The organism is Amycolatopsis xylanica (genome assembly GCF_900107045.1).
In the GTDB taxonomy this organism is placed as follows: domain Bacteria; phylum Actinomycetota; class Actinomycetes; order Mycobacteriales; family Pseudonocardiaceae; genus Amycolatopsis; species Amycolatopsis xylanica.
In genome coordinates, this window is sequence record NZ_FNON01000002.1 from 677,768 (window position 1) to 696,376 (window position 18,609).

The following is an 18,609-nucleotide window of genomic DNA, read 5'->3' on the forward strand; positions in this document are numbered from 1 at the left end:
TGGACGCCGTACCCAAAGCTAGGCTGAAGCCGCATGTACGAGGCGTGCGTAAGGCCCGTCCGCGGCGAGTAACTCCGCATGGCTGCCGAGCTCGGTGATCCGGCCGCCCTCGATGACCGCGACCCGGTCCGCCGCGGCCGCGGTGTGCAGCCGGTGCGCGATCGCGATGACCGTGCGGCCCTCGAGCACGCCGTTCAGCGAACGCTCCAGCTCACGCGCCGAGCCCGTGTCCAGCAACGAGGTCGCCTCGTCGAGCACCAGCGTGTGCGGGTCGGCCAGCACCACCCGCGCGAGCGCGAGCTGCTGGGCCATCGCCGCGGGAACCGCCTGCTCGCCGGAGCCGAGCTTGGTGTCGAGCCCGTCCGGCAACGACTCCGCCCACTCGAGCGCGCCGACCGACGCCAACGCTGCCAGCAGCTCGGCGTCCGACCACGAACCCGCGGGCAGGCACAGGTTGTCCCGCAGCGTGCCCGCGAACACGTGATGCTCCTGCGTCAGCAGCAGCACCTCGCCGCGCAGCACGTCGTCGGTCAGCGAGGACACCTCGTCGTCGCCGATGCGCACCGAGCCCGCGGTCGGCGCCGCGATCCCGGCGAGCAGCCTGCCGAGCGTCGACTTGCCGGCACCGGACGGCCCGACGATCGCGAGCCGCTGGCCACGCGGGACGTGCAGGTCGATGCCGTGCAGCACCTCGCGCTCGTCGTTGTAGCCGAAGCGCACACCGGTGACCTCGATGTCGCGCCCGACCGGGACACGCGAGACCAGGCCGGTGCGCTCGACCGGCTTCACCCCGAGCACGCGGCGCAGCGCGGCCATCGCGACCTGCAGGTCCTCCAACCAGAACAGGGCCTCGTTCAGCGGCCCCGCCATCACCTGGACGTAGACGAGCATGGTGGCGATCGTGCCGAGCCCGGTCCAGCCGTTGCCGTAGGCGATCATGCCGAGCACGAGCATCGCGGCCAGCGGCAGCACGTAGCTGATCTCCAGCGCGGGCAGCCACCGCATCTGCAGCGCGCGCAGCCTGCGCTCGCCGTAAACAGCCTGGTCGAGCGCGGCGTGACCGGCTTCGACGCGGCGGGCACGCAGGCTCAGCGCGTCGACCGTCCGCGCGCCCTCGACCGACTCGTGCATGGTCGAGCTCAGGTCGGCCCAGCGTTCGAGCATCCACTGCATGACCGCAGGGACCCGCCGCTGGTACCAGACGTTGACGCAGACCAGCAGCGGCGCCGAGATCAGCATGGCCAGCGAGAGCAGCGGCGAGGTGAACACCATCGCGATCAGCGTGAACACCACGGAGATCACCGCGACGAGGATCTCCGGCGCGGCGTTGCGCACCGCGAAGTCGACCCGGCTGATGTCGGTGGTCGCCCGGCTGAGCAGGTCACCGGTGCCCGCCGCCTCGACCGTGCCGAGCGGCAGGGTCAGCGCGTTCGCCACGAACTGCTCGCGGTTGTGCGCCAGCACCTGCTCGCCGAACACGCGGCCGCGGTAGCGGGCGACGCGCTTGACCCAGGCCTGCGCCAGCAGCACGACCACGAAGATCCCGGCCAGCACGCTGACCCGGCCAGCCGTGGTGCCTTCCAGCACCGAGTCGACCAGCAGGCCCAGCAGCTGCGGGCCGGCCAGCCCGATCACGGTGGCCAGGCAGAACATCGACATCATGATCGTGAACTCACGCCGGTTGGCGGCCGCGGTGGCACGCACCCAGCCACGCACCTCACGCGGTGACGCGAGCGGAAGTCGTTTCATGCCGGTACCTTCAAGCTGATCACACGGTCCGCCACATGTGTCCACAAGGGACTTTGCGCGAACACGACGGTGGTCTTTCCCTGACGCAGATGGGCGATGCGTTCGGTGATGCGGGCCTCGGTGTGCGCGTCGACGGCCGAGGTCGGCTCGTCGAGCAGGAGCACGTCGGCGTCGGTGGCCAGCGCGCGGGCCAGGTTCAGCCGCTGCCGCTGCCCGCCGGAGACCTCGCGGCCACGCTCGCCGATCAGCTCGTCGACCCCGTTCGGCAGTGCCTCGACGATGTCCTCGGCGTCGGCCGCGAACAGCGCCGCCGCGACGCCGACCTCGCTCGGGTTCGGCGGCGTGACCTGCTCGCGCAGGATGCCGGAGAACCAGATGTCCTGGTTGTGCGCGAACACCACGCGCCGCCGCAGCTCGGTCAGCGTGACCCGGTCGGCCTCGATTCCGCCGATCAGCACCCGCTCACCCTCAGCCGCGTCGACGAACCTCGAAAGCCTTTCGGCCAGCGGTTCGCCCGCCGCGCCCGCGTCGATCACGGTCAGCCGCCCGGCCTCGATGGTGAGGCCCGACTCGGAGTCGAACAGGTCCAGTGCGCCTTCAGGGAGCTTCTCAGGCTGCGCGGGATCGACCAGTTTCGGCTCCAGTGCAAGGATTCCGCAGACCTTCTTCGCCGAGACGAGACCGCCACTGATCGAGCTCGCCGCCTCGGTCGCGGTCATCACCGGCACCACGAGGTACGCCGAAACGCCGTAGAACGCGACGAGCTCGCCGACGGTGATCGTGCCGTCGAGCGCGAGCTGCGCGCCGAGCCAGGTGATGGCGATGGTGACCAGGCCCGGCAGCGCGATCTCGGCCGCGGCCAGCAGGCTCTCGCTGCGTCCGACCTCGACACCCGCGCGCCGCACGCGCTGGCTGGCCTCGCGGAACCGGCCGAGGAACTGCCGTTCCCCGCCGACGCCGCGCAGGATCCGCAGGCCGGACACGATGTCGGCGCCGAGCGCGTTGACGTCGGTGAGGTCCTCACGCTGGGCGGCCTTGCGCTTCTGCAGCGGGGCCAGCAGCGGGCCGATGCCGAGCACCGCCAGCGGCACGCCGACCAGCGCGACCACGCCGAGCAGCACCGAGTTGGTCAGCAGTGCGATCCCGATCACCACGAACGCGATCACCGAGCCGAACACCCGGCCCATGACCTCGAACACATTGCCGATGTAGTTGATGTCGGACGAGGCGATCGCGACCACGTTCCCGGTGGTCGTCCGCTCACGCAGGCTCGCGCCGAGCTTCGCCGTGTGCTCGGTGACCAGGCGCTGGGTCGTGCAGGCGCCATGCAGCCAGTTGCCGTAGGAGATGAAGTGGGTGATCGTGCCGAACACCGTCTGGCCGACGCCGAGCAGCGCGGCGATGATCGCCCAGCGCCAGACGTCCGGCCAGCTCTTGGCGGTGATCGCCTCGATGCCCTTGCCGATCACCAGCGGCAGCACCGCGGCTGGCAGTGACCACAGCGCGGCCGCCAACGCCACCGCGACGGCTTCCTTCGCGCGTGCGCGCAGCAGCGCGAGCAGGTACCGCCCGGCGGTGAGGCGCGCGGGCAGCTTGATCGCGGGGAAGGAATACGTGGCGGAGAGCACGATCATCGACGTTAAGCGCACCGGCGGCCTCCGCGCGACCGATTTTTCCGGCTCCGACTACGCTCGGGTCGTGCAGCAGCCTTACCTCGAACTCGGCCTGACCGACGATGAGTACGCCCGCATCCGCGAGATCCTCGGCCGCTACCCGACCGATGCGGAACTCGCCATGTACTCGGTGATGTGGAGCGAGCACTGCTCGTACAAGTCGTCGAAAAAGCACTTGCGCTACTTTGCGCGCACGGCCACGCCGTCGATGCTCGCGGGCATCGGCGAGAACGCGGGCGTGGTCGACGCCGGCGACGGCTGGGCGGTCACGTTCAAGATCGAGAGCCACAACCATCCGTCCTATGTGGAGCCTTATCAGGGCGCGGCGACCGGTGTCGGCGGCATCGTGCGCGACATCATGGCGATGGGCGCGCGCCCGCTGGCGGTCGCCGACTCACTGCGCTTCGGCCCGGCCGACGCGCCCGACACCCGCCGCGTGCTGCCCGGCGCGGTCGCGGGCATCGGTGGTTACGGCAACAGCCTCGGCCTGCCCAACATCGGCGGCGAGCTGGTCTTCGACGAGTCGTACGCGGGTAACCCGCTGATCAACGCGCTGTGCGTGGGCGCGATGCGCGTCGAGGACCTGCACCTGGCGCACGCGTCGGGCGTCGGCAACCGGATCATCCTGTTCGGCGCGCGGACCGGGCTCGACGGCATCGGCGGCGTGTCCGTGCTCGCGAGCGACACGTTCGGCACGGACACCGGCCGCAAGAAGCTGCCCAGCGTGCAGGTCGGCGACCCCTTCACGGAGAAGGTGCTCATCGAGTGCTGCCTGGAGCTGTTCGCGGCCAAGCTGGTCGTCGGCATCCAGGACCTCGGCGGCGCGGGGCTGGCTTGCGCGACCTCGGAGCTGGCCGCGGCCGGTGACGGCGGTATGCGCATCGAACTCGACCGGGTTCCGTTGCGCGCACAGGGAATGACTGCGGCCGAGGTGCTCGCGAGCGAGTCGCAGGAACGCATGTGCGCGGTGGTCGCACCGTCCGATGTGGACGCCTTCATGAAGGTCTGCGAGAAGTGGGACGTGCTCGCCACCGACATCGGCGAGGTCACCGACGGCGAGCGCCTGGTGATCACCTGGCATGGTGAGACGGTCGTCGACGTGCCGCCGCGCACGGTCGCCCACGAGGGCCCGGTGTACGACCGCCCGATCGCCCGTCCGTCCACTCAGGACGCCGTGGTCGCCGACACCTCGGCGTCGCTGCCGCGTCCGTCGAGCGCCGCCGAGCTACGGGAAACGGTGCTGCGCTTGATCTCCGCGCCGAACCAGGCGTCGAAGGAATGGGTCACGCAGCAGTACGACCGGTACGTGCGCGGCAACACGGTGCTCGCGCAGCCGTCCGACTCCGGCATGATCCGCATCGACGAGTCGACCGGCCGCGGCGTCGCGGTCTCGACCGACTGCAACAGCCGTTTCGTCTACCTGGACCCGTATGCCGGCTCGCAACTGGCGCTGGCCGAGGCATACCGCAACGTGGCGGTCAGCGGCGCGACCCCGGTCGCGGTGTCGGACTGCCTCAACTTCGGCGCGCCGACCGACCCCGGCGTGATGTGGCAGTTCGAGCGGTCGGTGCACGGCATCGCCGACGGCTGCGTCGAACTCGGCATCCCGGTCACCGGCGGCAACGTCAGCTTCTTCAACCAGACCGGCTCGACCGCGATCCTGCCCACCCCGGTCGTCGGCGTGCTCGGCGTGATCGACGACGTCACCCGCCGCATCCCCACCGGCGTCGGCTCCGAGCCAGGCGAGATGCTGATCCTGCTCGGCGAGACCTTCGACGAACTCGACGGTTCGGCCTGGGCCCAGCTGCACGGCCACCTCGGCGGCGTTCCCCCGAAGGTCGACTTCGCCCGCGAGAAACTGCTCGCGGACGTGGTGCTCGCGGGCTCACGCGACGGCATGATCTCGGCCGCGCACGACCTGTCCGACGGCGGCCTGGCACAGGCTCTGGTCGAGATGGTCCTCATTGGACAGTGCGGCGCGCGTGCGTTCCTCGACGACCGCGCGGACCCGTTCGTACAGCTGTTCTCGGAGTCGTCAGGCCGGATTCTGGTCGCGGTGCCCCGATCGGAGGAGCTGCGCTTCACCGAGATGTGCAAGGCGCGCTACCTGCCGTGGCGCAAGACGGGCGTGGTCGACCCGGAGTCGGGAACCCTTGAGTTGCAAGGCATCACGGAGTTCACCCTCGACGAGCTCCGCGAAACCTGGGAAGCCACCCTCCCCAAGCTCTTCGCCTAAGCGGGATAAAGCGGGCTTTATCCCGGACGCTCTTCCCGGGATAAAGCCCGCTTTATCCCGGGCCCGACCCCGGGCCCTACGCGACCACGATGCGGGCCTTGCCGTCACGGAGTGGCTCGAGTTTCCATTCCGGCGGCAGCGCGATCTCCTGGTCGGGGTCGACCATGGTGTTGTACAGCTCCAGCGACTTCGGTGCCTGCTTGAAGGTCAGGTCCACGTGCCCGCCGAACCGCGTCTGGTGCAGGCTCAACCCGTTGGTGAACGTCACGTCCTTCAGGTCCGCGTCGCCCGCGAACACCGCGTACTTGAAGTTCGTCTCGCCAGCGAAGGTGGCGCCGCGGAAGTCGGCCTTCGCGCCGAAGATCGTGCCGCTGAACCAGGCGCGCTGCTGGAAAGTCGTGTCACGGCAACGGAAAGAGCCGATGAGCCTGCCCCTGGTCGACCCGGCGGCGGTGAAGTACGCCGGGCCCAGTATCCGGCAGCCGCTCAGGTTCGTGCTGCTGTGCAAACCCGCGTAGCGCAACAGGATCTTGCCGATCTTGCGCCCGGACAGATCGAGATACTCGACCGCCGCACCCGTCAGATCGAGGTCGTAGCCCGGCGCCTTGGCGTCGTCCGCCTCGGGCAGCAGGTCGACGATCAGGCGCTGGGCGGTCAGCCGCACCTGCAGTTCGAGTTCTTGCTCGGGCGTCCCGGTGACCCCGTCGCGATCATGAGGATCGGTGGCTGGCCCGGACTGCTCGTAACAAGCGTGTGTGTAGGGCCGCCGCAGGTACGAGCACAGCACGTCGAGCACCGTCTGCGTGTACTCGGGCCTGCTGCGCGCGACACCGGCGAGCGCGTGCATCGCGCCCACCCGCACCTGGTCGGCGTCGTTGCCCAGCAGCTCGACGGACTTCGCGAAGCGCTCGTCCGAGATGCGCTCGCGGTCCTGCTCGGTGCGCCGCATCTCGAGATCGTGGCGCTGCCGCTCGATTTCCTGCCGCCGCTCCTCGACACGGCGACGCCGGTCGTTGAGCCACAGCGCGTACAACGCGACGATCGCGCCGCCCGCGAGCCCGCCGGTCTTCAGCGCCTCGCTGCGGGTGGTGTTCGGATCCTTGAGCAGCCAGCCGCCGACGGCCACCAGCAGCAGCAACGACAACGCGAACGTGCCTGCCAGCGGGGACTTCACCAGAACGCGCAGTTTCGCCACGAGGCGTCACTTTAAAGGGTCGGCCTGCCAAGTCCAGCCGGAATTGCTCACTTGGCCGCCACCGGGGCGAACGCCGCGATGCAGTGCTGACCGACGTTGACGGTCGCCCGGTCGTGCACGGGCGCGTCCCCGAACGTCCCCTCGATGTCGACCGGCACCGACTTGCCGTCGCCGTCACCGACGTCGTTCGCCGAAACCGGCAGCCGCGCGGTGACCTTCCCGGTCTTACCGTCGGCGAAGTACTTGCCGAGGTTGCCGACCTCGGCGTCGGTCATCGCCTGGCAACGGTCGTACTTGCCGTCGCCCTCCTTGTTGATCGCGTCGACCAGCTTGGTCGCGATCGCCAGCGCGGCGTCGAGGTCTTCCTGCTGGTACTGCGCGCGCCGCCCGACGCTGTACACGCACGGCTGAGCCGCGGAGCTGTCGATGAGCGCGGAGAACCCGCGATACGGCTGACCTGCCGGGCTCATGTCGACCACGGCGCGCAGCAGCTTGCCGTCGGCCACGGAAGCGAGGTTGTTCTCGAGCGTGAACGGCGCGTCCTCGGTGGCGAGCTCCTTGGTGGTCTCGCGGCTCGGCGTGGTCGTCGACGGGCACAGCATGCCGTCGGCCTCGTCGCCCTTGTGCTCGCGCAACGCCGTCACGAAGCGCTCGGCGAGCTGCGCCTGCGCGGCCACCTGCGGCGCGGCGCTACTCGGCGGCGGCGCCGACGGCGTCGCCTTGGCGCACCCGGTCGCTACGACGGCCACTACCCCGGCCGCACACACGGCCTTTCCCCAGCTGAAAGTCCCCACAAACCCACTTTAGCCGCGCGCGACGGAGAACGAAGCCACGCAGTCCTGACCGTCACCAACCCGCACGGATGCCCGGTTCGTCACCGGCGCCCCGTCGTAGCTGCCGTCGACCGTGACCGGGATGGTCATCCCGACGGAATTGCCGCTGTCGTCGTACACGACGTCGCCGATGCCGGGCAGTGCCTTCGCCGCCAGCGCGGACTTGCCGTCCGCGTAGTGCATGACGGTGCCGACGTCGGCGTCCGAGAGCGCGCCGCATTTGACCGCGAGGGCCGATGAGCTGTCGCCGGCGTTGATCCCGTCGACCATCGGGGTGATCGCGACGACCGCCGCGTCGAGCTGGGCGGCGGTGTACTCGGCCTGGTGGCGCACACCGTCGACACACCAGTCCTCGCCGGAGCCCGCGAGCAGCGCCGAGAATCCCTCGAACGGCTGACCCTCGTCGTTGAACGTGACGGTCGCGTCGTAGTAGCGGTCGCCGAGCTGTTTGAGCGGCCGTACCAGGGTGAACGTCACCTGCTCTGCCACCAGCGCGTCGGCCGCGACCCGGTTCGGATAGGTCACCGCCGGGCACAGCAGCCCGGCCACCTCGGCGGAATCATGGGTTTGGAACGCGCCGACCACCTTCTCGGCGAACTGCTCCGGCCCGCTCAACGGCTGGCCACCGGTGCTCGCGCTTCCCGGCATGACGGCGGTGTCACGCTGGAGAAAGAAACCCGGCGTGACGAATCCGGTCACCGCGAAAGCGGCGACGAGCACCACGGCGAGGACCGCCGCGGTCTGGGCCCGCGCATTCACGGCGAACAGTTTACGCAGGTAGTGGCCTCAGAGCCAGAAGTTGACCAAGCTGTGTCTCAAGCGGACTTGGTCGTCGTCGGTGATCGCGGAGAGTCACTACTGTCGCCGTTGGAGATGTTCTTCCAGCACCAGTGCTCATTCTCGCTGACGATCGTGTTCACGAACGGGTTCGTGCTGCCCTGGCTGCTCACCTGCATGGTCGACCGGTACTCGGTCTCGCTGACCTTCACGACCGCGCCGTCCACCGACGCGGAGTCGACCTTGTCCACCGCCCTGACCGCCGAGTCGACGTTCGACACCGCGTCCGCGCATTTGAGACCGGTCAGCGAGGCCTTGTCCTGATGGTTGAGCCCGTCGACGATCTCCTGCGCGGTCTTCGACGGGCCGGCCGCCGGGTCGAGCTTGTTCTTGCCCAGGAAGAAACCCGGCGCGACGAACCCCGTGATCAGCAGTGCGAGCAGCACCGCCGCGGCGAACGTCAGACCTACCCATAACCCCGTCCGCTTCGGCTTCGGCGGTGGTGGCGGCGGCGCGTACTGCCAGCCTGGGTAGGTCATTGCCGGGTCCCCCTGTCGTCTTGGCAAGCCTTAGAAGACGCCGAACACCGAGATGCAGAACTTGCCGCTCGTGTTGTCACCCAGCATCAGGCCGGACGCGTCCTTGCCATTCAATTTGCCATGGATCGACCCGGTGACGAGGAAATCACCGCCACTCGCCTCGACCGTGAGCTCCGGCGAGGCCGCGATGGCCGAGTCGATGTCCTTCTCGATGTCCTTCGCGTCGGCGCACGCGAGCGCCATGGCACCCGCCTTGTCCTTGGCGTTGACCTTGTCGACGAACTCCTTCAGCGCCGCCGCGCCCGCGCCGCTGGCCGGCTTCGCCGAGGTCGAGGTCGGGGCCGAGGCGCTGGTCTTCGGCGCGCTCGTCGTCCCGCCAGCCACCTTGAGCCTGCTGATCAGCTTCCAGCACCACTTGTCGCCCGCCTTGACGATCGTGCCGGTGGCGGTGCCCGGCTTCGACTTGACGACCATCGACACGGCGGCGACGTATTCGGTCTCGCTCTTCTTGTCGAGCTTGTCCAGCTTGACGTTGCTGACCGTGTCGAGCGCGGCGAGCACCTCGTCGATGTCCTTCTCGGCGTCGGCGCACTTCAGCGCGGTCAGCGAGGCCTTGTCCTTGGCGTTGAGGCCGTTGACGATGGACTGCGCGGTGGCCTCCGGCCCTGCCGCCTCGGTGCTGTCCTTGCTCAGGAAGAACCCTGGCGCGACGAAACCGGTGATACCCAGCGCCACCAGCAGCACGACGACGATCCCGATGCCGATGAACAGCCCGGTCTTGCTCTTCTTCGGCGGCTCCGGCGGCCCGCCGAACGTCCCGTACTGCTGGGTGTTCGGGTCATAGGCGCCGTACGGCTGCTGTTGCTGCTGGCCCCACTGCTGCTGCGCGTTGGGGTCGTAGCCGGGTTGCGGCTGGCCCCACTGCTGCTGAGCGTTCGGGTCGAAACCCGGCTGCTGCTGGTAGCCGGGTTGCGGTTGCTGGTATCCGCCGCCCTGCTGCTGTCCGTACGGGTCCGGCTGCTGCCCGTATGGCTGACCGGGCTGCTGCGGCGGATAGGTCATCGGATGTGCCTTTCTGGTGATTCAGTTGACGAGCACGAGCATGTTCTGCACGCAGTAGGTACCGGTGCTGTTCGTGACCTGCACGGTCCCGCCGACGGTCTTCCCGTCCGAGGTGGTGCCAGTGAGTGTGAAGGACAGCGAGCCGCCGGGCCCGGGTTTTGCCGAACCCAGTGCGATCGCCGGGCTGTCACCCAGGCGGTTGATGCCCGCCTTGAGCATCGTCTCGGCGCGCTGGCAGCCGAAGCCGAGCGCGGTGCCCTGGTCCTTGGCGTTGACCGCGGCGACGAACTTCTGCGCGAGCTCCTGGCCCTGCGCCGGGTCCGCGGCGGGCGCCGAGCCCGCGGTCGGCGCCGTCGAAGTCTTCCCGCCGGTCGGGGAGCCGCCGTTGGCGCCCGGGTTCCTGGCGAAGACCAGCGTCATCTTCTGGACGCACCACTTGCCACCCTGGTTCGCGAGCTTGGCGTCGAACATGATCTTCTTGCCGGCGTTGTCCACGGTCAGCGCGGCCGTGTCGCCCGTGGGCGGCTGGTCGAGCGCGACCGTGAACTTCTTGTTGACGATGTCGACGCCGTACTGCCGCGACTTCGAGTCAGCGTCCGCGCAGTACAGCGCGCTGACCGCCTCCTGGTGGTGCCCGGTGAGCGCGGTGACGAACGACGAAGCGGTGTCGGCGGGCGAGCCGGTCGCGTTCGTGCTGCCCGCGTCGTCGCCGAGGAAGAACCCCGGCGCGACGAACCCGGTGATGCCGAGCGCCAGCAACACCACGACCCCGGCCGAGATGCCCACGATCAGGCCGGTCTTCTTCTTCGGCGGCGGCCCCGGCGGCGGATAGCCCTGCCCGGGGTACTGCTGCTGGGGTGGGTACTGCTGCTGACCGAACGACTGCTGCCCTTGATAGGGCTGACCTTGATAAGGCTGGCCCTGATACGGCTGGCCCTGCCCGAATTGCCCGGGCTGCTGCCCCGGCGGCGGCCCCTGCTGCGGCGGGTAGGTCATGGAGTTCCCCCTCCTGATGCTGGTCAACGGCATTCTGCCCGTTGGACGCAGCGCACGCGAAAACGGCTCCCGTCCGACGCCATTGTCGGACGGGAGCCGCTCATCTCATTCCGGTCAGCCGTTGGCCAGCGCCTGGAGCCGGTCGTAGGCACCGTTGAAGGTGTCCTGATCGAGCGGGCTCGAGGTGTACTGCCACACGGTGTGGAAGCCCCAGCCGTACGGCAGCGTCCCGACCGACGAGGAGTACCTCGCCACCCAGAGCGGCACCGTGCCACCGAAGTTCTGCGTCGACCCGACGCACTGGTTCCACCAGCTCGTCGAGGTGTAGATGACCGGCCAGCGCCCGGTGCGCGCGTAGTAGCGGTCGTGGAACGACCGGACCCACGCGCCCATCGCCGACTGGCTCAGCCCGTAACACGTTGCGCCGTAAGGGTTGTACTCCATGTCCAGCGCGCCGGGCAGTGTCTTGCCGTCACCGGACCAGCCACCGCCGTGCGCCAGGAAGTAGTCGGCCTGCGCGGCGCCGGTCGAGCCGTTCGGGATGGCGAAGTGATACGCGCCGCGGATGAAACCCTGGTTGTACGAACCGTTGTACTGCTGCGCGAAGTACGGGTTCGTGTAGTACGTGCCTTCGGTCGCCTTGGTCCAGACGAACCGCTTGCCCTGACCCCACCAGTAAGCCCAGTCGACGTTGCCCTGATAGCTGGCGACGTCGATGCCGGCGACCGTCGCCTGGATCTGGACGCCGTTCGCGTCCACCCCCTGCGGCTTCTGCGCCGCTTCCTTCGATTCAGGCGTGGACTGGTCTCCTTCGACCCGCCTGATCTGCGACCCCATGGTGGCGTTGAACGGTTCGGCCACCTGACCGTCGGGTCTCGGTTCGGCCGCCGCCTGGACCGCTACGCCTTGCAGGAGTGCGGCGGTCGAGACGGCGATGGCTGCTAGGGCGACGAGTCGCCTAGAGCCTCTTCGAGAAATGGACATGCACCCATCCCTTCACAAGTACCCTCGCTGAGAGTGACACTGCAGGTAGTCACTCGGGCGTTGATTGTGAGCGAAGATGGGACGTTTGTCACCGTTTTCCGTGAACTGCATCGGTCGTGTGGGTGATTTTCGGGTATATCAAGATCACTTGTTGTTAATCGTTTACACGGCAGAGCGCTACCCGTAACTCAGCGCCTGGACCCGGTCGAACGTGCCGTTGAACCAGTTCTGGTCGCCGGGCAGCGGGCCGGCGGCTTGGAACTGCCAGATCGTGTGGACGGTCCAGCTGGCGGGCAGCTCGCCGATGAAGGTGTTGTACCGGGCGATCCAGAGCGGGTTGAAGCGGAACTCGGCACTGTTGCCGGTGCAGCGCTTCCACCAGTTGGTGCTCGTGTAGATGGTCGGGTAGCGGCCGGTCCGGTTACGGTAAGTCTCCGAAAAGTCCTTGATCCACGCGACCATGTCCGGCCCGGACTTGTTGTAACAGGTCTCGCCGTACGGGTTGTACTCCGCGTCGAGCGCGCCCGGCAGCGTCTTGCCGTCGCCGGACCAGCCGCCGCCGTTGGCGATGAAGTAGTTCGCCTGCTCCGCCCCGCTCGAGACGTCCGGCCGCGCGAAGTGGTACGAGCCGCGGATCATGCCGTTCTGATAGGAGCCGTTGTACTGCTGGGCGAAGCGCGGGTTGCGGAACCCGGTGCCCTCGGTCGCCTTGATGTAGACGAAGCGGGCGCCGCCGCCGACGGCCGCGGGCCAGTCGACGTCACCCTGGTGCCCGCTCACGTCATGCCCGAGCACCTGGTCTTCGGCGACGTCGTAGTGCGGAACACCGTCGACGCCTTCGTGCAGTGCGATCTGCGAACCCGCGTAGTTGTCCTCCGCGCCTGCGTAAGGATCGAGCGTGGTCGCGGCGGCCGGGCTGGTCTGCCCCCAGAGCAGCATTCCGGCGCCCAGGATCGCGGTCAGTTTTCTCTTACACTCCACCATGGTTCGCCACGATGCCTCGGTGAAGCGCTTCCTGCGACTCGGTCGTCACTCGATGGTGTGACGCCGTTCTACCGCTCTTCGTCGGCGATCGCCCTGATCAGGTGCTCTGCCGGGACGACAGCGGTGACGAGATCGTGCGGGTTGATCGCGACCGGATGCCCGGCCAGCAGCTTCACGATGTCGCGCCCCACCACCGCGCGCGCGTGCGGCCATTCGCGCGGCACCATCGACTTCGAGGTGTACGCGGGCACGAGCACGCGGCCGTCGGGGTCGTGGAAGCCGATCACCGTGCGCTGGATCGGCGACATCGCGTAGACGAACAGCGTCGAGTCCAGGATGGCGGCTGGCAGGTCCTCGGCCGGGCGGTGCTTCGTGTACACGAGCTGCAGCAACCGCTCGAGGTCGCTGGACGGCTTCGGGAAACCCAGCGCCTGCGGCGAAGGCCGGTACCGGTCGTTGGGGTGGAAGTCCTCGACGATGTCGCCTGCGCCGTTCACCGGGTACGCGCCGACGACGGCCCAGCTCGGCACGGGCCCGTTGGGATCGAAGGCCTCGTCGATGACGTAGAGCCAGCTGTTGGGATTCGCCCTCGCGTTGGCGCGCATGTCTTCGGTGATCTCCGGCCGCTTCGCGGCTGTGGTCAACCGGTCTGCGTCGTCGCGTGGCGCCATGTGTGTCCCAACGTCGGCGAGTGCTGGATGTGCGTGTCTCGAGCGTCACTCTACTGTTTGCCCATGGCCTCTTCGCGTTCGGTTGACCCCGGTGAGTTACGCACCGCCGTGCAGGCGCTTTCGGCCTGGTTGAGCGGAGATGGGCCCGATCCGGCCCGTGCGGAACTGGCGCTGGCCGTCCGGCTGAGCCTGCGCACATTGGCGCAGGACGCGCCGGGGCGCAGCGTCGAAGTCCGGGTCCCGCCGTTCGCCGCGGTGCAATGCGTGGAGGGTCCGCGGCACACTCGGGGAACCCCGCCGAACGTGATCGAGACCGACCCGCGCACCTGGCTGGAACTGGCCACCGGCCGTCTCAAGTGGACGGACGCGGTGGAGACCGGGCGCGCGACCGCGTCGGGCACCCGTGCCGACCTCACCCACTGGCTCCCGATCGTCCGCTTGGACTCGTGAGCTGCGTAAACGCGGGCAAGATGCAGAAAGCAAAAGGCTCGTGAGCGCTCCGGGCAGGTCCGGAACGCTCAAGAGCCTTCGCGAAAGCCTTACGGCTTGCGGCCGATGCCACCCGAGATCGTGCGCTGGGCCGAGTTCAGCTCCTTGATCCGCGGGCCGTCCGGCCACCAGTCGGCGCACAGCACGACGCCGGGCTGGACCATCTCGAGGCCGGGGAACAGCTCCTCGATCTCGGTCTGGGTGCGGAAGGTGCCCGAGCCCATCGGGCTGTGCAGGAAGACGTCTTCCATCTTGCGGGCCAGCGCGCTCAGCTCGTCCTCCGGGTCGGAGAAGTGGCTGATCGCGACGAACGAGCCGGACGGCAGCGCCTCGACGTACTCGCGCATGATCTCGGCGGGCCGCTCACGGGGGCCGTTGTAGTGGTGCAGGGTGCCGAGCTGCAGCAGCGCGACCGGCTCGGTGAAGTCGATGTGCTTGCGCACCACCGCGTTCTCGATGACCTCGCGCGGGTTGAAGATGTCGGCGGCCACGAAGTGGGTGTTGTCGTTCTCTTCGAGCAGCGCGCGGCCGTGCGCGAGCACGACCGGGTCGTTGTCGACGTAGACGACGCGGATGTCCGGGTTGACGCGCTGGACGACCTGGTGCGTGTTCTCCGCCGTCGGCAGGCCGGAGCCGCAGTCGAGGAACTGCGTGATGCCGGTCTGGTTGGCGATGAAGCGGCAGGCCCTGATCAGGAAGTTGCGGTTCTCGACGGCGAGATCCTGGGCCTCCGGCGCGACGCTCTTGACGCGGCGGAAGGTCTCCCTGTCGATCTCGTAGTTGTCCTTGCCGCCCAGGAACGCGTCGTAGACACGAGCGATGCTCGCCCGGGTAGGGTCGACGCCGACGGGCGCTGGTCGGTCGGTGGGAGGAGCGGCTCCGGGCATTCTCGGCCTCACAAAACTGTGTCGAATATCGCGGACCACACGTACGGTAAGGGTACGCGCTCGCCGCGTAAACTTCGGCTGGACCTTGACGGTCATGCACAGGCGGGTACGCTGAGTAGTCGGGCTGTACCTGAATGCCGCACTGTTCGCACGAGAGGTCGGGTTATGAACGCGGTGAACGCGTCCGGTGGAGAACAGAACCTGGGCCCGACGGCCCGGCGGATGATCCTCGGCTCTCAGCTGCGACGACTACGCGAACAGGCCGCCATCACGAGGTCCGAAGCCGGCTACAACATCCGGGGTTCCGAGTCCAAGATCAGCAGGCTCGAGCTGGGCCGCGTCGGCTTCAAAGAGCGAGATGTCGCCGACCTCCTGACGATGTACGGGATCACCGAATCGAGTGAACGCGCGGCGTTCCTCGACATGGTCAAGGAGTCGAACCAGCCCGGCTGGTGGCGTCGCTACAACGACCTCATGCCGACCTGGTTCAACGACTACATCGGCCTCGAGGAGGCGGCGACCCGGATCCAGACCTGGGAGCCGCTGTACGTGCCGGGCCTGCTCCAGACCGAGGACTACGCGCGCGCCGTCGCGAGCTACGGACGGCCGGAGAGCGCGGACGACGCCGTCGAGCGCCGGGTCGCGCTGCGCATGCGGCGGCAGAAGCTGCTGCAGCGGCCGAACGCGCCGCGACTATGGGCGGTCGTCGACGAGTCGGTGCTCTACCGGCCGATCGGCGGCAGCAAGGCACTGCGCAAGCAGCTCGAGCACCTCATCGAAATCACCAGCACCTCGAACGTCTCCGTGCAGATCCTGCCGTTCCGGCTCAGCGGGTACGCCGCGCAGGGCGCGTTCGCACTGCTGCGGTTCGCCGAGCCGGAGCTGCCCAACATCGCCTACGTCGAGCACCTCACCGGCGCGCTCTATCTCGAGAAGCTGGACGAGATCGAGGCTTACAGCCGTTCACTCGACCGGCTGGCAGTCGACGCGGAAACGCCGGATCGCAGCAGGCAGATTCTCGCGAAACGCCTGGCCGAGATCTGAGCCAGCGCGGCTTGAAGCCTCTTGGCCAGACGCGAAAGTCCCTGTTCACCAGGCCTTTCGTCACCCATTAGTGTGAGTTGACCGAGCATGATCGCTACTCTGCGACTTCTTTGCAAGAAATTCTGCACGTGCATTTACCTGCGCATGCACACGTGCTAGCTTCAATTCACAGTCAGATGCACATGCAGATGCAAGCCCGAGAGATCGAAATCGAACGAGGGTGGACGTGATGGAGATTGTGAACGGCATTCAGGCCGATCTGCTGACCGACGCCAAGTGGCGCAAGAGCAAGCGCAGCGGACCCGTCGGCAACTGTGTCGAGGTGGCGACGCTGGGCAACGGTGACATCGCCATGCGCAACTCGCGTTTCCCGACCGGCCCGGCACTCGTCTACACGAAGGCGGAGATCGAAGCCTTCCTCGGCGGCGTGAAGGACGGGGAATTCGATGACGTCCTCGGCTGAGGCCGAAACCACCTGCGTCGACTTCGAGACCGGCCTGCGGCGGCTCGTCGCTCGCGGCTACCAGTTCATGCACCCGCGCAACTCGCGCGGCGAAGTGCTCGCGATCGTCGGGATCCGCGCCCACGACAACGTGGTCGACGTGGTCCGCTTGGACGACGAGGACGACGTGATCGCCATGCGCATGCCAGGTGACGAGGAAAACGTGCTCGAGCCGAGCAAGGTGCTGTGGCAGTCGGCCGGCACGGTCGCGACCGTGCTGACCGAGGTGCTCGCCCTGCCGGAAGACCACATTCCGGGGTCGCTGGTGCTGCCGGGCGACTCCCAGTGGCTGGCCGCTTCCGCCTAGTCACGCTAAAGACTTCAGGCCCCGCACGACAGTGTTCATCACCACGTCGCGCGGGGCCTGACTCATGTCAAGACCGTTTACACTTGACGCGGCCTGCCCTCTTCTTCCTGGGAGCACCTCGGTGGTTTCCGACCAGTCACACACTGGACAGCCCGCAATCGACGAACCCGACCCGGAGCCCCGTGAAGAATGCGGTGTGTTCGGTGTCTGGGCGCCTGGTGAAGAAGTCGCCAAGCTGACCTACTACGGCCTCTACGCCCTGCAACACCGCGGGCAGGAGGCAGCGGGCATCTCCGTCTCCGACGGCACGCAGATCGTGGTCTTCAAGGACCTCGGGCTGGTCAGCCAGGTGTTCGACGAGCAGATCCTGCAGTCGCTGCAGGGCCACATCGCCGTCGGCCACTGCCGCTACTCGACCACCGGCGCGACGATCTGGGAGAACGCCCAGCCGATCTTCCGCACCACGGCCACCGGCAGCGGACTGTCGTTCGCGCACAACGGGAACCTGGTCAACACGGCCGAGCTGCGCCAGCGCACGCTCGACGCGGGCATCAAGCCGCACGCCGGGCTCACCGGCTCGTCGAGTGACTCCGACCTGGTCTGCGGGCTGCTCGCCGCGGCCGCGGCGGACAAGGGCATCGAAGCCGCCGCGCTGGAGCTGCTGCCGACGCTGCGCGGCGCGTTCTGCCTGGTGTTCTCCGACGAGAACACGCTGTACGCGGCGCGCGACCCGCACGGGGTGCACCCGCTGGTGCTCGGCCGCCTCGAGCGTGGCTGGGTCGTCTCGAGCGAGACGGCGGGGCTCGACATCGTCGGCGCCTCGTTCGTGCGCGAGGTCGAGCCGGGCGAGCTGATCGCGATCGACGCCGAAGGCCTGCGCTCCACCCGCTTCGCGAACCCGGAGCCCAAGGGCTGCGTGTTCGAGTACGTCTACCTCGCCCGCCCCGACACCACGATCGCGGGCCGCAGCGTGCACGCCACGCGCGTCGAGATCGGCCGGAGGCTGGCAAAGGAGCACCCGTGCGACGGTGACCTGGTGATGCCGGTGCCGGAGTCGGGCACCCCGGCCGCCATCGGCTACGCGCAGGGCTCCGGCATTCCCTACGGCACCGGCCTGGTGAAGAACGCCTACGTCGGGCGCACCTTCATCCAGCCGTCGCAGACCATCCGCCAGCTGGGCATCCGGCTGAAGCTGAACCCGCTGCGCGACGTGATCCGCGGCAAGCGGCTGGTCGTGGTGGACGACTCGATCGTGCGCGGCAACACCCAGCGCGCGCTGGTGCGCATGCTGCGTGAAGCCGGCGCGCTCGAGGTCCACGTCCGCATCGCCTCGCCGCCCGTGCGCTGGCCGTGTTTCTACGGCATCGACTTCGCGTCGCGCGCCGAACTGGTGGCGAACGGCGTCGACCTCGACGGCATCCGCCGCTCGATCGGCGCGGACTCGCTCGGCTACGTCTCGCTCGAAGGCCTGGTCGCGGCGTCGGAGCAGCCCAAGTCGCGGCTGTGCACGGCGTGCTTCTCCGGCGAATACCCGATCGAGCTGCCCGAGGACGCCCTGATCGGCAAGCACCTCCTGGAAAGCCTCGACGCGGTCAATGGCGCGGCGAAGCCTGTCTCCCCTGCCGGGTACGGTGCTGAGGACGCAATTCGCCGTCCATGACCTCTTCTATGTTTGGAGTGC

General features: G+C 68.3%; 18 protein-coding genes. 6 read left to right on the top strand and 12 right to left on the bottom strand.

Annotation, left to right across the window (positions count from 1 at the left end):
• Window positions 1-18: 18 nt before the first annotated feature.
• Complete coding sequence (locus BLV57_RS10970; protein WP_091288527.1) at window positions 19-1,749, bottom strand: ABC transporter ATP-binding protein; 1,731 nt, start codon at window positions 1,747-1,749, stop codon at window positions 19-21.
• Window positions 1,746-3,377, bottom strand: coding sequence for an ABC transporter ATP-binding protein (locus tag BLV57_RS10975; protein WP_091288528.1), 1,632 nt, complete (start codon window positions 3,375-3,377; stop codon window positions 1,746-1,748). Before BLV57_RS10975 ends, BLV57_RS10970 begins: the two co-directional genes overlap by 4 nt.
• A 70-nt stretch (window positions 3,378-3,447) precedes the next feature.
• On the opposite strand from BLV57_RS10975, the gene purL reads away from it, so the two are divergent.
• Window positions 3,448-5,658, top strand: a complete 2,211-nt coding sequence (purL, locus tag BLV57_RS10980) for a phosphoribosylformylglycinamidine synthase subunit PurL (RefSeq protein ID WP_091289082.1) — start codon at window positions 3,448-3,450, stop codon at window positions 5,656-5,658.
• A gap of 76 nt (window positions 5,659-5,734) precedes the next feature.
• On the opposite strand, the gene BLV57_RS10985 is transcribed toward purL, so the two are convergent.
• The 9 genes from BLV57_RS10985 to BLV57_RS11025 all read right to left on the bottom strand — a co-directional run bounded on the left by BLV57_RS10985 (window position 5,735) and on the right by BLV57_RS11025 (window position 13,699).
• Window positions 5,735-6,844: a pentapeptide repeat-containing protein gene (locus BLV57_RS10985; protein ID WP_091289083.1), complete on the bottom strand. Its 1,110-nt coding sequence runs from the start codon at window positions 6,842-6,844 to the stop codon at window positions 5,735-5,737.
• A gap of 56 nt (window positions 6,845-6,900) precedes the next feature.
• Window positions 6,901-7,602, bottom strand: a complete 702-nt coding sequence (locus BLV57_RS10990; protein ID WP_091288529.1) for a hypothetical protein — start codon at window positions 7,600-7,602, stop codon at window positions 6,901-6,903.
• Window positions 7,603-7,656: 54 nt separating this feature from the next.
• The gene (locus tag BLV57_RS10995; protein ID WP_091288530.1) at window positions 7,657-8,445 is read right to left on the bottom strand and encodes a hypothetical protein; all 789 of its coding nucleotides are present in this window, start codon (window positions 8,443-8,445) and stop codon (window positions 7,657-7,659) included.
• Between the two features lie 56 nt (window positions 8,446-8,501).
• Complete coding sequence (locus BLV57_RS11000; protein WP_091288531.1) at window positions 8,502-9,002, bottom strand: hypothetical protein; 501 nt, start codon at window positions 9,000-9,002, stop codon at window positions 8,502-8,504.
• Between the two features lie 30 nt (window positions 9,003-9,032).
• Window positions 9,033-10,064, bottom strand: coding sequence for a hypothetical protein (locus BLV57_RS44230; protein WP_176968563.1), 1,032 nt, complete (start codon window positions 10,062-10,064; stop codon window positions 9,033-9,035).
• 21 nt (window positions 10,065-10,085) lie between these two features.
• Window positions 10,086-11,060: a hypothetical protein gene (locus BLV57_RS11010; protein ID WP_091288532.1), complete on the bottom strand. Its 975-nt coding sequence runs from the start codon at window positions 11,058-11,060 to the stop codon at window positions 10,086-10,088.
• Between the two features lie 114 nt (window positions 11,061-11,174).
• Window positions 11,175-12,044, bottom strand: a complete 870-nt coding sequence (locus tag BLV57_RS11015) for a lysozyme (protein ID WP_091288533.1) — start codon at window positions 12,042-12,044, stop codon at window positions 11,175-11,177.
• Window positions 12,045-12,221: 177 nt separating this feature from the next.
• Window positions 12,222-13,028: a lysozyme gene (locus BLV57_RS11020; RefSeq protein WP_091288534.1), complete on the bottom strand. Its 807-nt coding sequence runs from the start codon at window positions 13,026-13,028 to the stop codon at window positions 12,222-12,224.
• Between the two features lie 68 nt (window positions 13,029-13,096).
• Complete coding sequence (locus BLV57_RS11025; RefSeq protein ID WP_091288535.1) at window positions 13,097-13,699, bottom strand: type VII secretion system-associated protein; 603 nt, start codon at window positions 13,697-13,699, stop codon at window positions 13,097-13,099.
• 63 nt (window positions 13,700-13,762) lie between these two features.
• On the opposite strand from BLV57_RS11025, the gene BLV57_RS11030 reads away from it, so the two are divergent.
• Window positions 13,763-14,149 carry a sterol carrier family protein gene (locus tag BLV57_RS11030; RefSeq protein WP_091288536.1) on the top strand — a complete coding sequence of 129 codons (387 nt, stop codon included), beginning with the start codon at window positions 13,763-13,765 and terminating at the stop codon, window positions 14,147-14,149.
• A gap of 89 nt (window positions 14,150-14,238) precedes the next feature.
• Here the strand turns inward: BLV57_RS11030 and BLV57_RS11035 are convergent, their stop codons facing one another.
• Window positions 14,239-15,075 (bottom strand): SAM-dependent methyltransferase, encoded by an 837-nt coding sequence (locus tag BLV57_RS11035; RefSeq protein WP_091288537.1) that lies wholly within the window; start codon window positions 15,073-15,075, stop codon window positions 14,239-14,241.
• A 165-nt stretch (window positions 15,076-15,240) separates the two neighbouring features.
• Between BLV57_RS11035 and BLV57_RS11040 the strand changes: the two genes are divergently transcribed.
• The 4 genes from BLV57_RS11040 to purF all read left to right on the top strand — a co-directional run bounded on the left by BLV57_RS11040 (window position 15,241) and on the right by purF (window position 18,588).
• A complete protein-coding gene (locus BLV57_RS11040; protein WP_091288538.1) occupies window positions 15,241-16,119 on the top strand; it encodes a helix-turn-helix domain-containing protein in 879 nt (292 codons plus the stop codon).
• 229 nt (window positions 16,120-16,348) lie between these two features.
• Window positions 16,349-16,582 carry a DUF397 domain-containing protein gene (locus BLV57_RS11045; RefSeq protein WP_091288539.1) on the top strand — a complete coding sequence of 78 codons (234 nt, stop codon included), beginning with the start codon at window positions 16,349-16,351 and terminating at the stop codon, window positions 16,580-16,582.
• Window positions 16,566-16,928 carry a hypothetical protein gene (locus BLV57_RS11050; RefSeq protein ID WP_091288540.1) on the top strand — a complete coding sequence of 121 codons (363 nt, stop codon included), beginning with the start codon at window positions 16,566-16,568 and terminating at the stop codon, window positions 16,926-16,928. Before BLV57_RS11045 ends, BLV57_RS11050 begins: the two co-directional genes overlap by 17 nt.
• A 121-nt stretch (window positions 16,929-17,049) precedes the next feature.
• Complete coding sequence (purF, locus tag BLV57_RS11055; RefSeq protein ID WP_091288541.1) at window positions 17,050-18,588, top strand: amidophosphoribosyltransferase; 1,539 nt, start codon at window positions 17,050-17,052, stop codon at window positions 18,586-18,588.
• Window positions 18,589-18,609: the final 21 nt, after the last annotated feature.

Coding starts and splice junctions, on each gene's coding strand:
- BLV57_RS10970 (WP_091288527.1), bottom strand. CDS start 1,749: ATGAAACGACTTCCGCTCGCGTCACCGCGTGAGGTGCGTGGCTGGGTG.
- BLV57_RS11000 (WP_091288531.1), bottom strand. CDS start 9,002: ATGACCTACCCAGGCTGGCAGTACGCGCCGCCGCCACCACCGCCGAAG.
- BLV57_RS44230 (WP_176968563.1), bottom strand. CDS start 10,064: ATGACCTATCCGCCGCAGCAGCCCGGTCAGCCATACGGGCAGCAGCCG.
- BLV57_RS11010 (WP_091288532.1), bottom strand. CDS start 11,060: ATGACCTACCCGCCGCAGCAGGGGCCGCCGCCGGGGCAGCAGCCCGGG.
- BLV57_RS11015 (WP_091288533.1), bottom strand. CDS start 12,044: ATGTCCATTTCTCGAAGAGGCTCTAGGCGACTCGTCGCCCTAGCAGCC.
- BLV57_RS11020 (WP_091288534.1), bottom strand. CDS start 13,028: ATGGTGGAGTGTAAGAGAAAACTGACCGCGATCCTGGGCGCCGGAATG.
- BLV57_RS11025 (WP_091288535.1), bottom strand. CDS start 13,699: ATGGCGCCACGCGACGACGCAGACCGGTTGACCACAGCCGCGAAGCGG.
- BLV57_RS11030 (WP_091288536.1), top strand. CDS start 13,763: ATGGCCTCTTCGCGTTCGGTTGACCCCGGTGAGTTACGCACCGCCGTG.
- BLV57_RS11035 (WP_091288537.1), bottom strand. CDS start 15,075: ATGCCCGGAGCCGCTCCTCCCACCGACCGACCAGCGCCCGTCGGCGTC.
- BLV57_RS11040 (WP_091288538.1), top strand. CDS start 15,241: ATGAACGCGGTGAACGCGTCCGGTGGAGAACAGAACCTGGGCCCGACG.
- BLV57_RS11045 (WP_091288539.1), top strand. CDS start 16,349: ATGGAGATTGTGAACGGCATTCAGGCCGATCTGCTGACCGACGCCAAG.
- BLV57_RS11050 (WP_091288540.1), top strand. CDS start 16,566: ATGACGTCCTCGGCTGAGGCCGAAACCACCTGCGTCGACTTCGAGACC.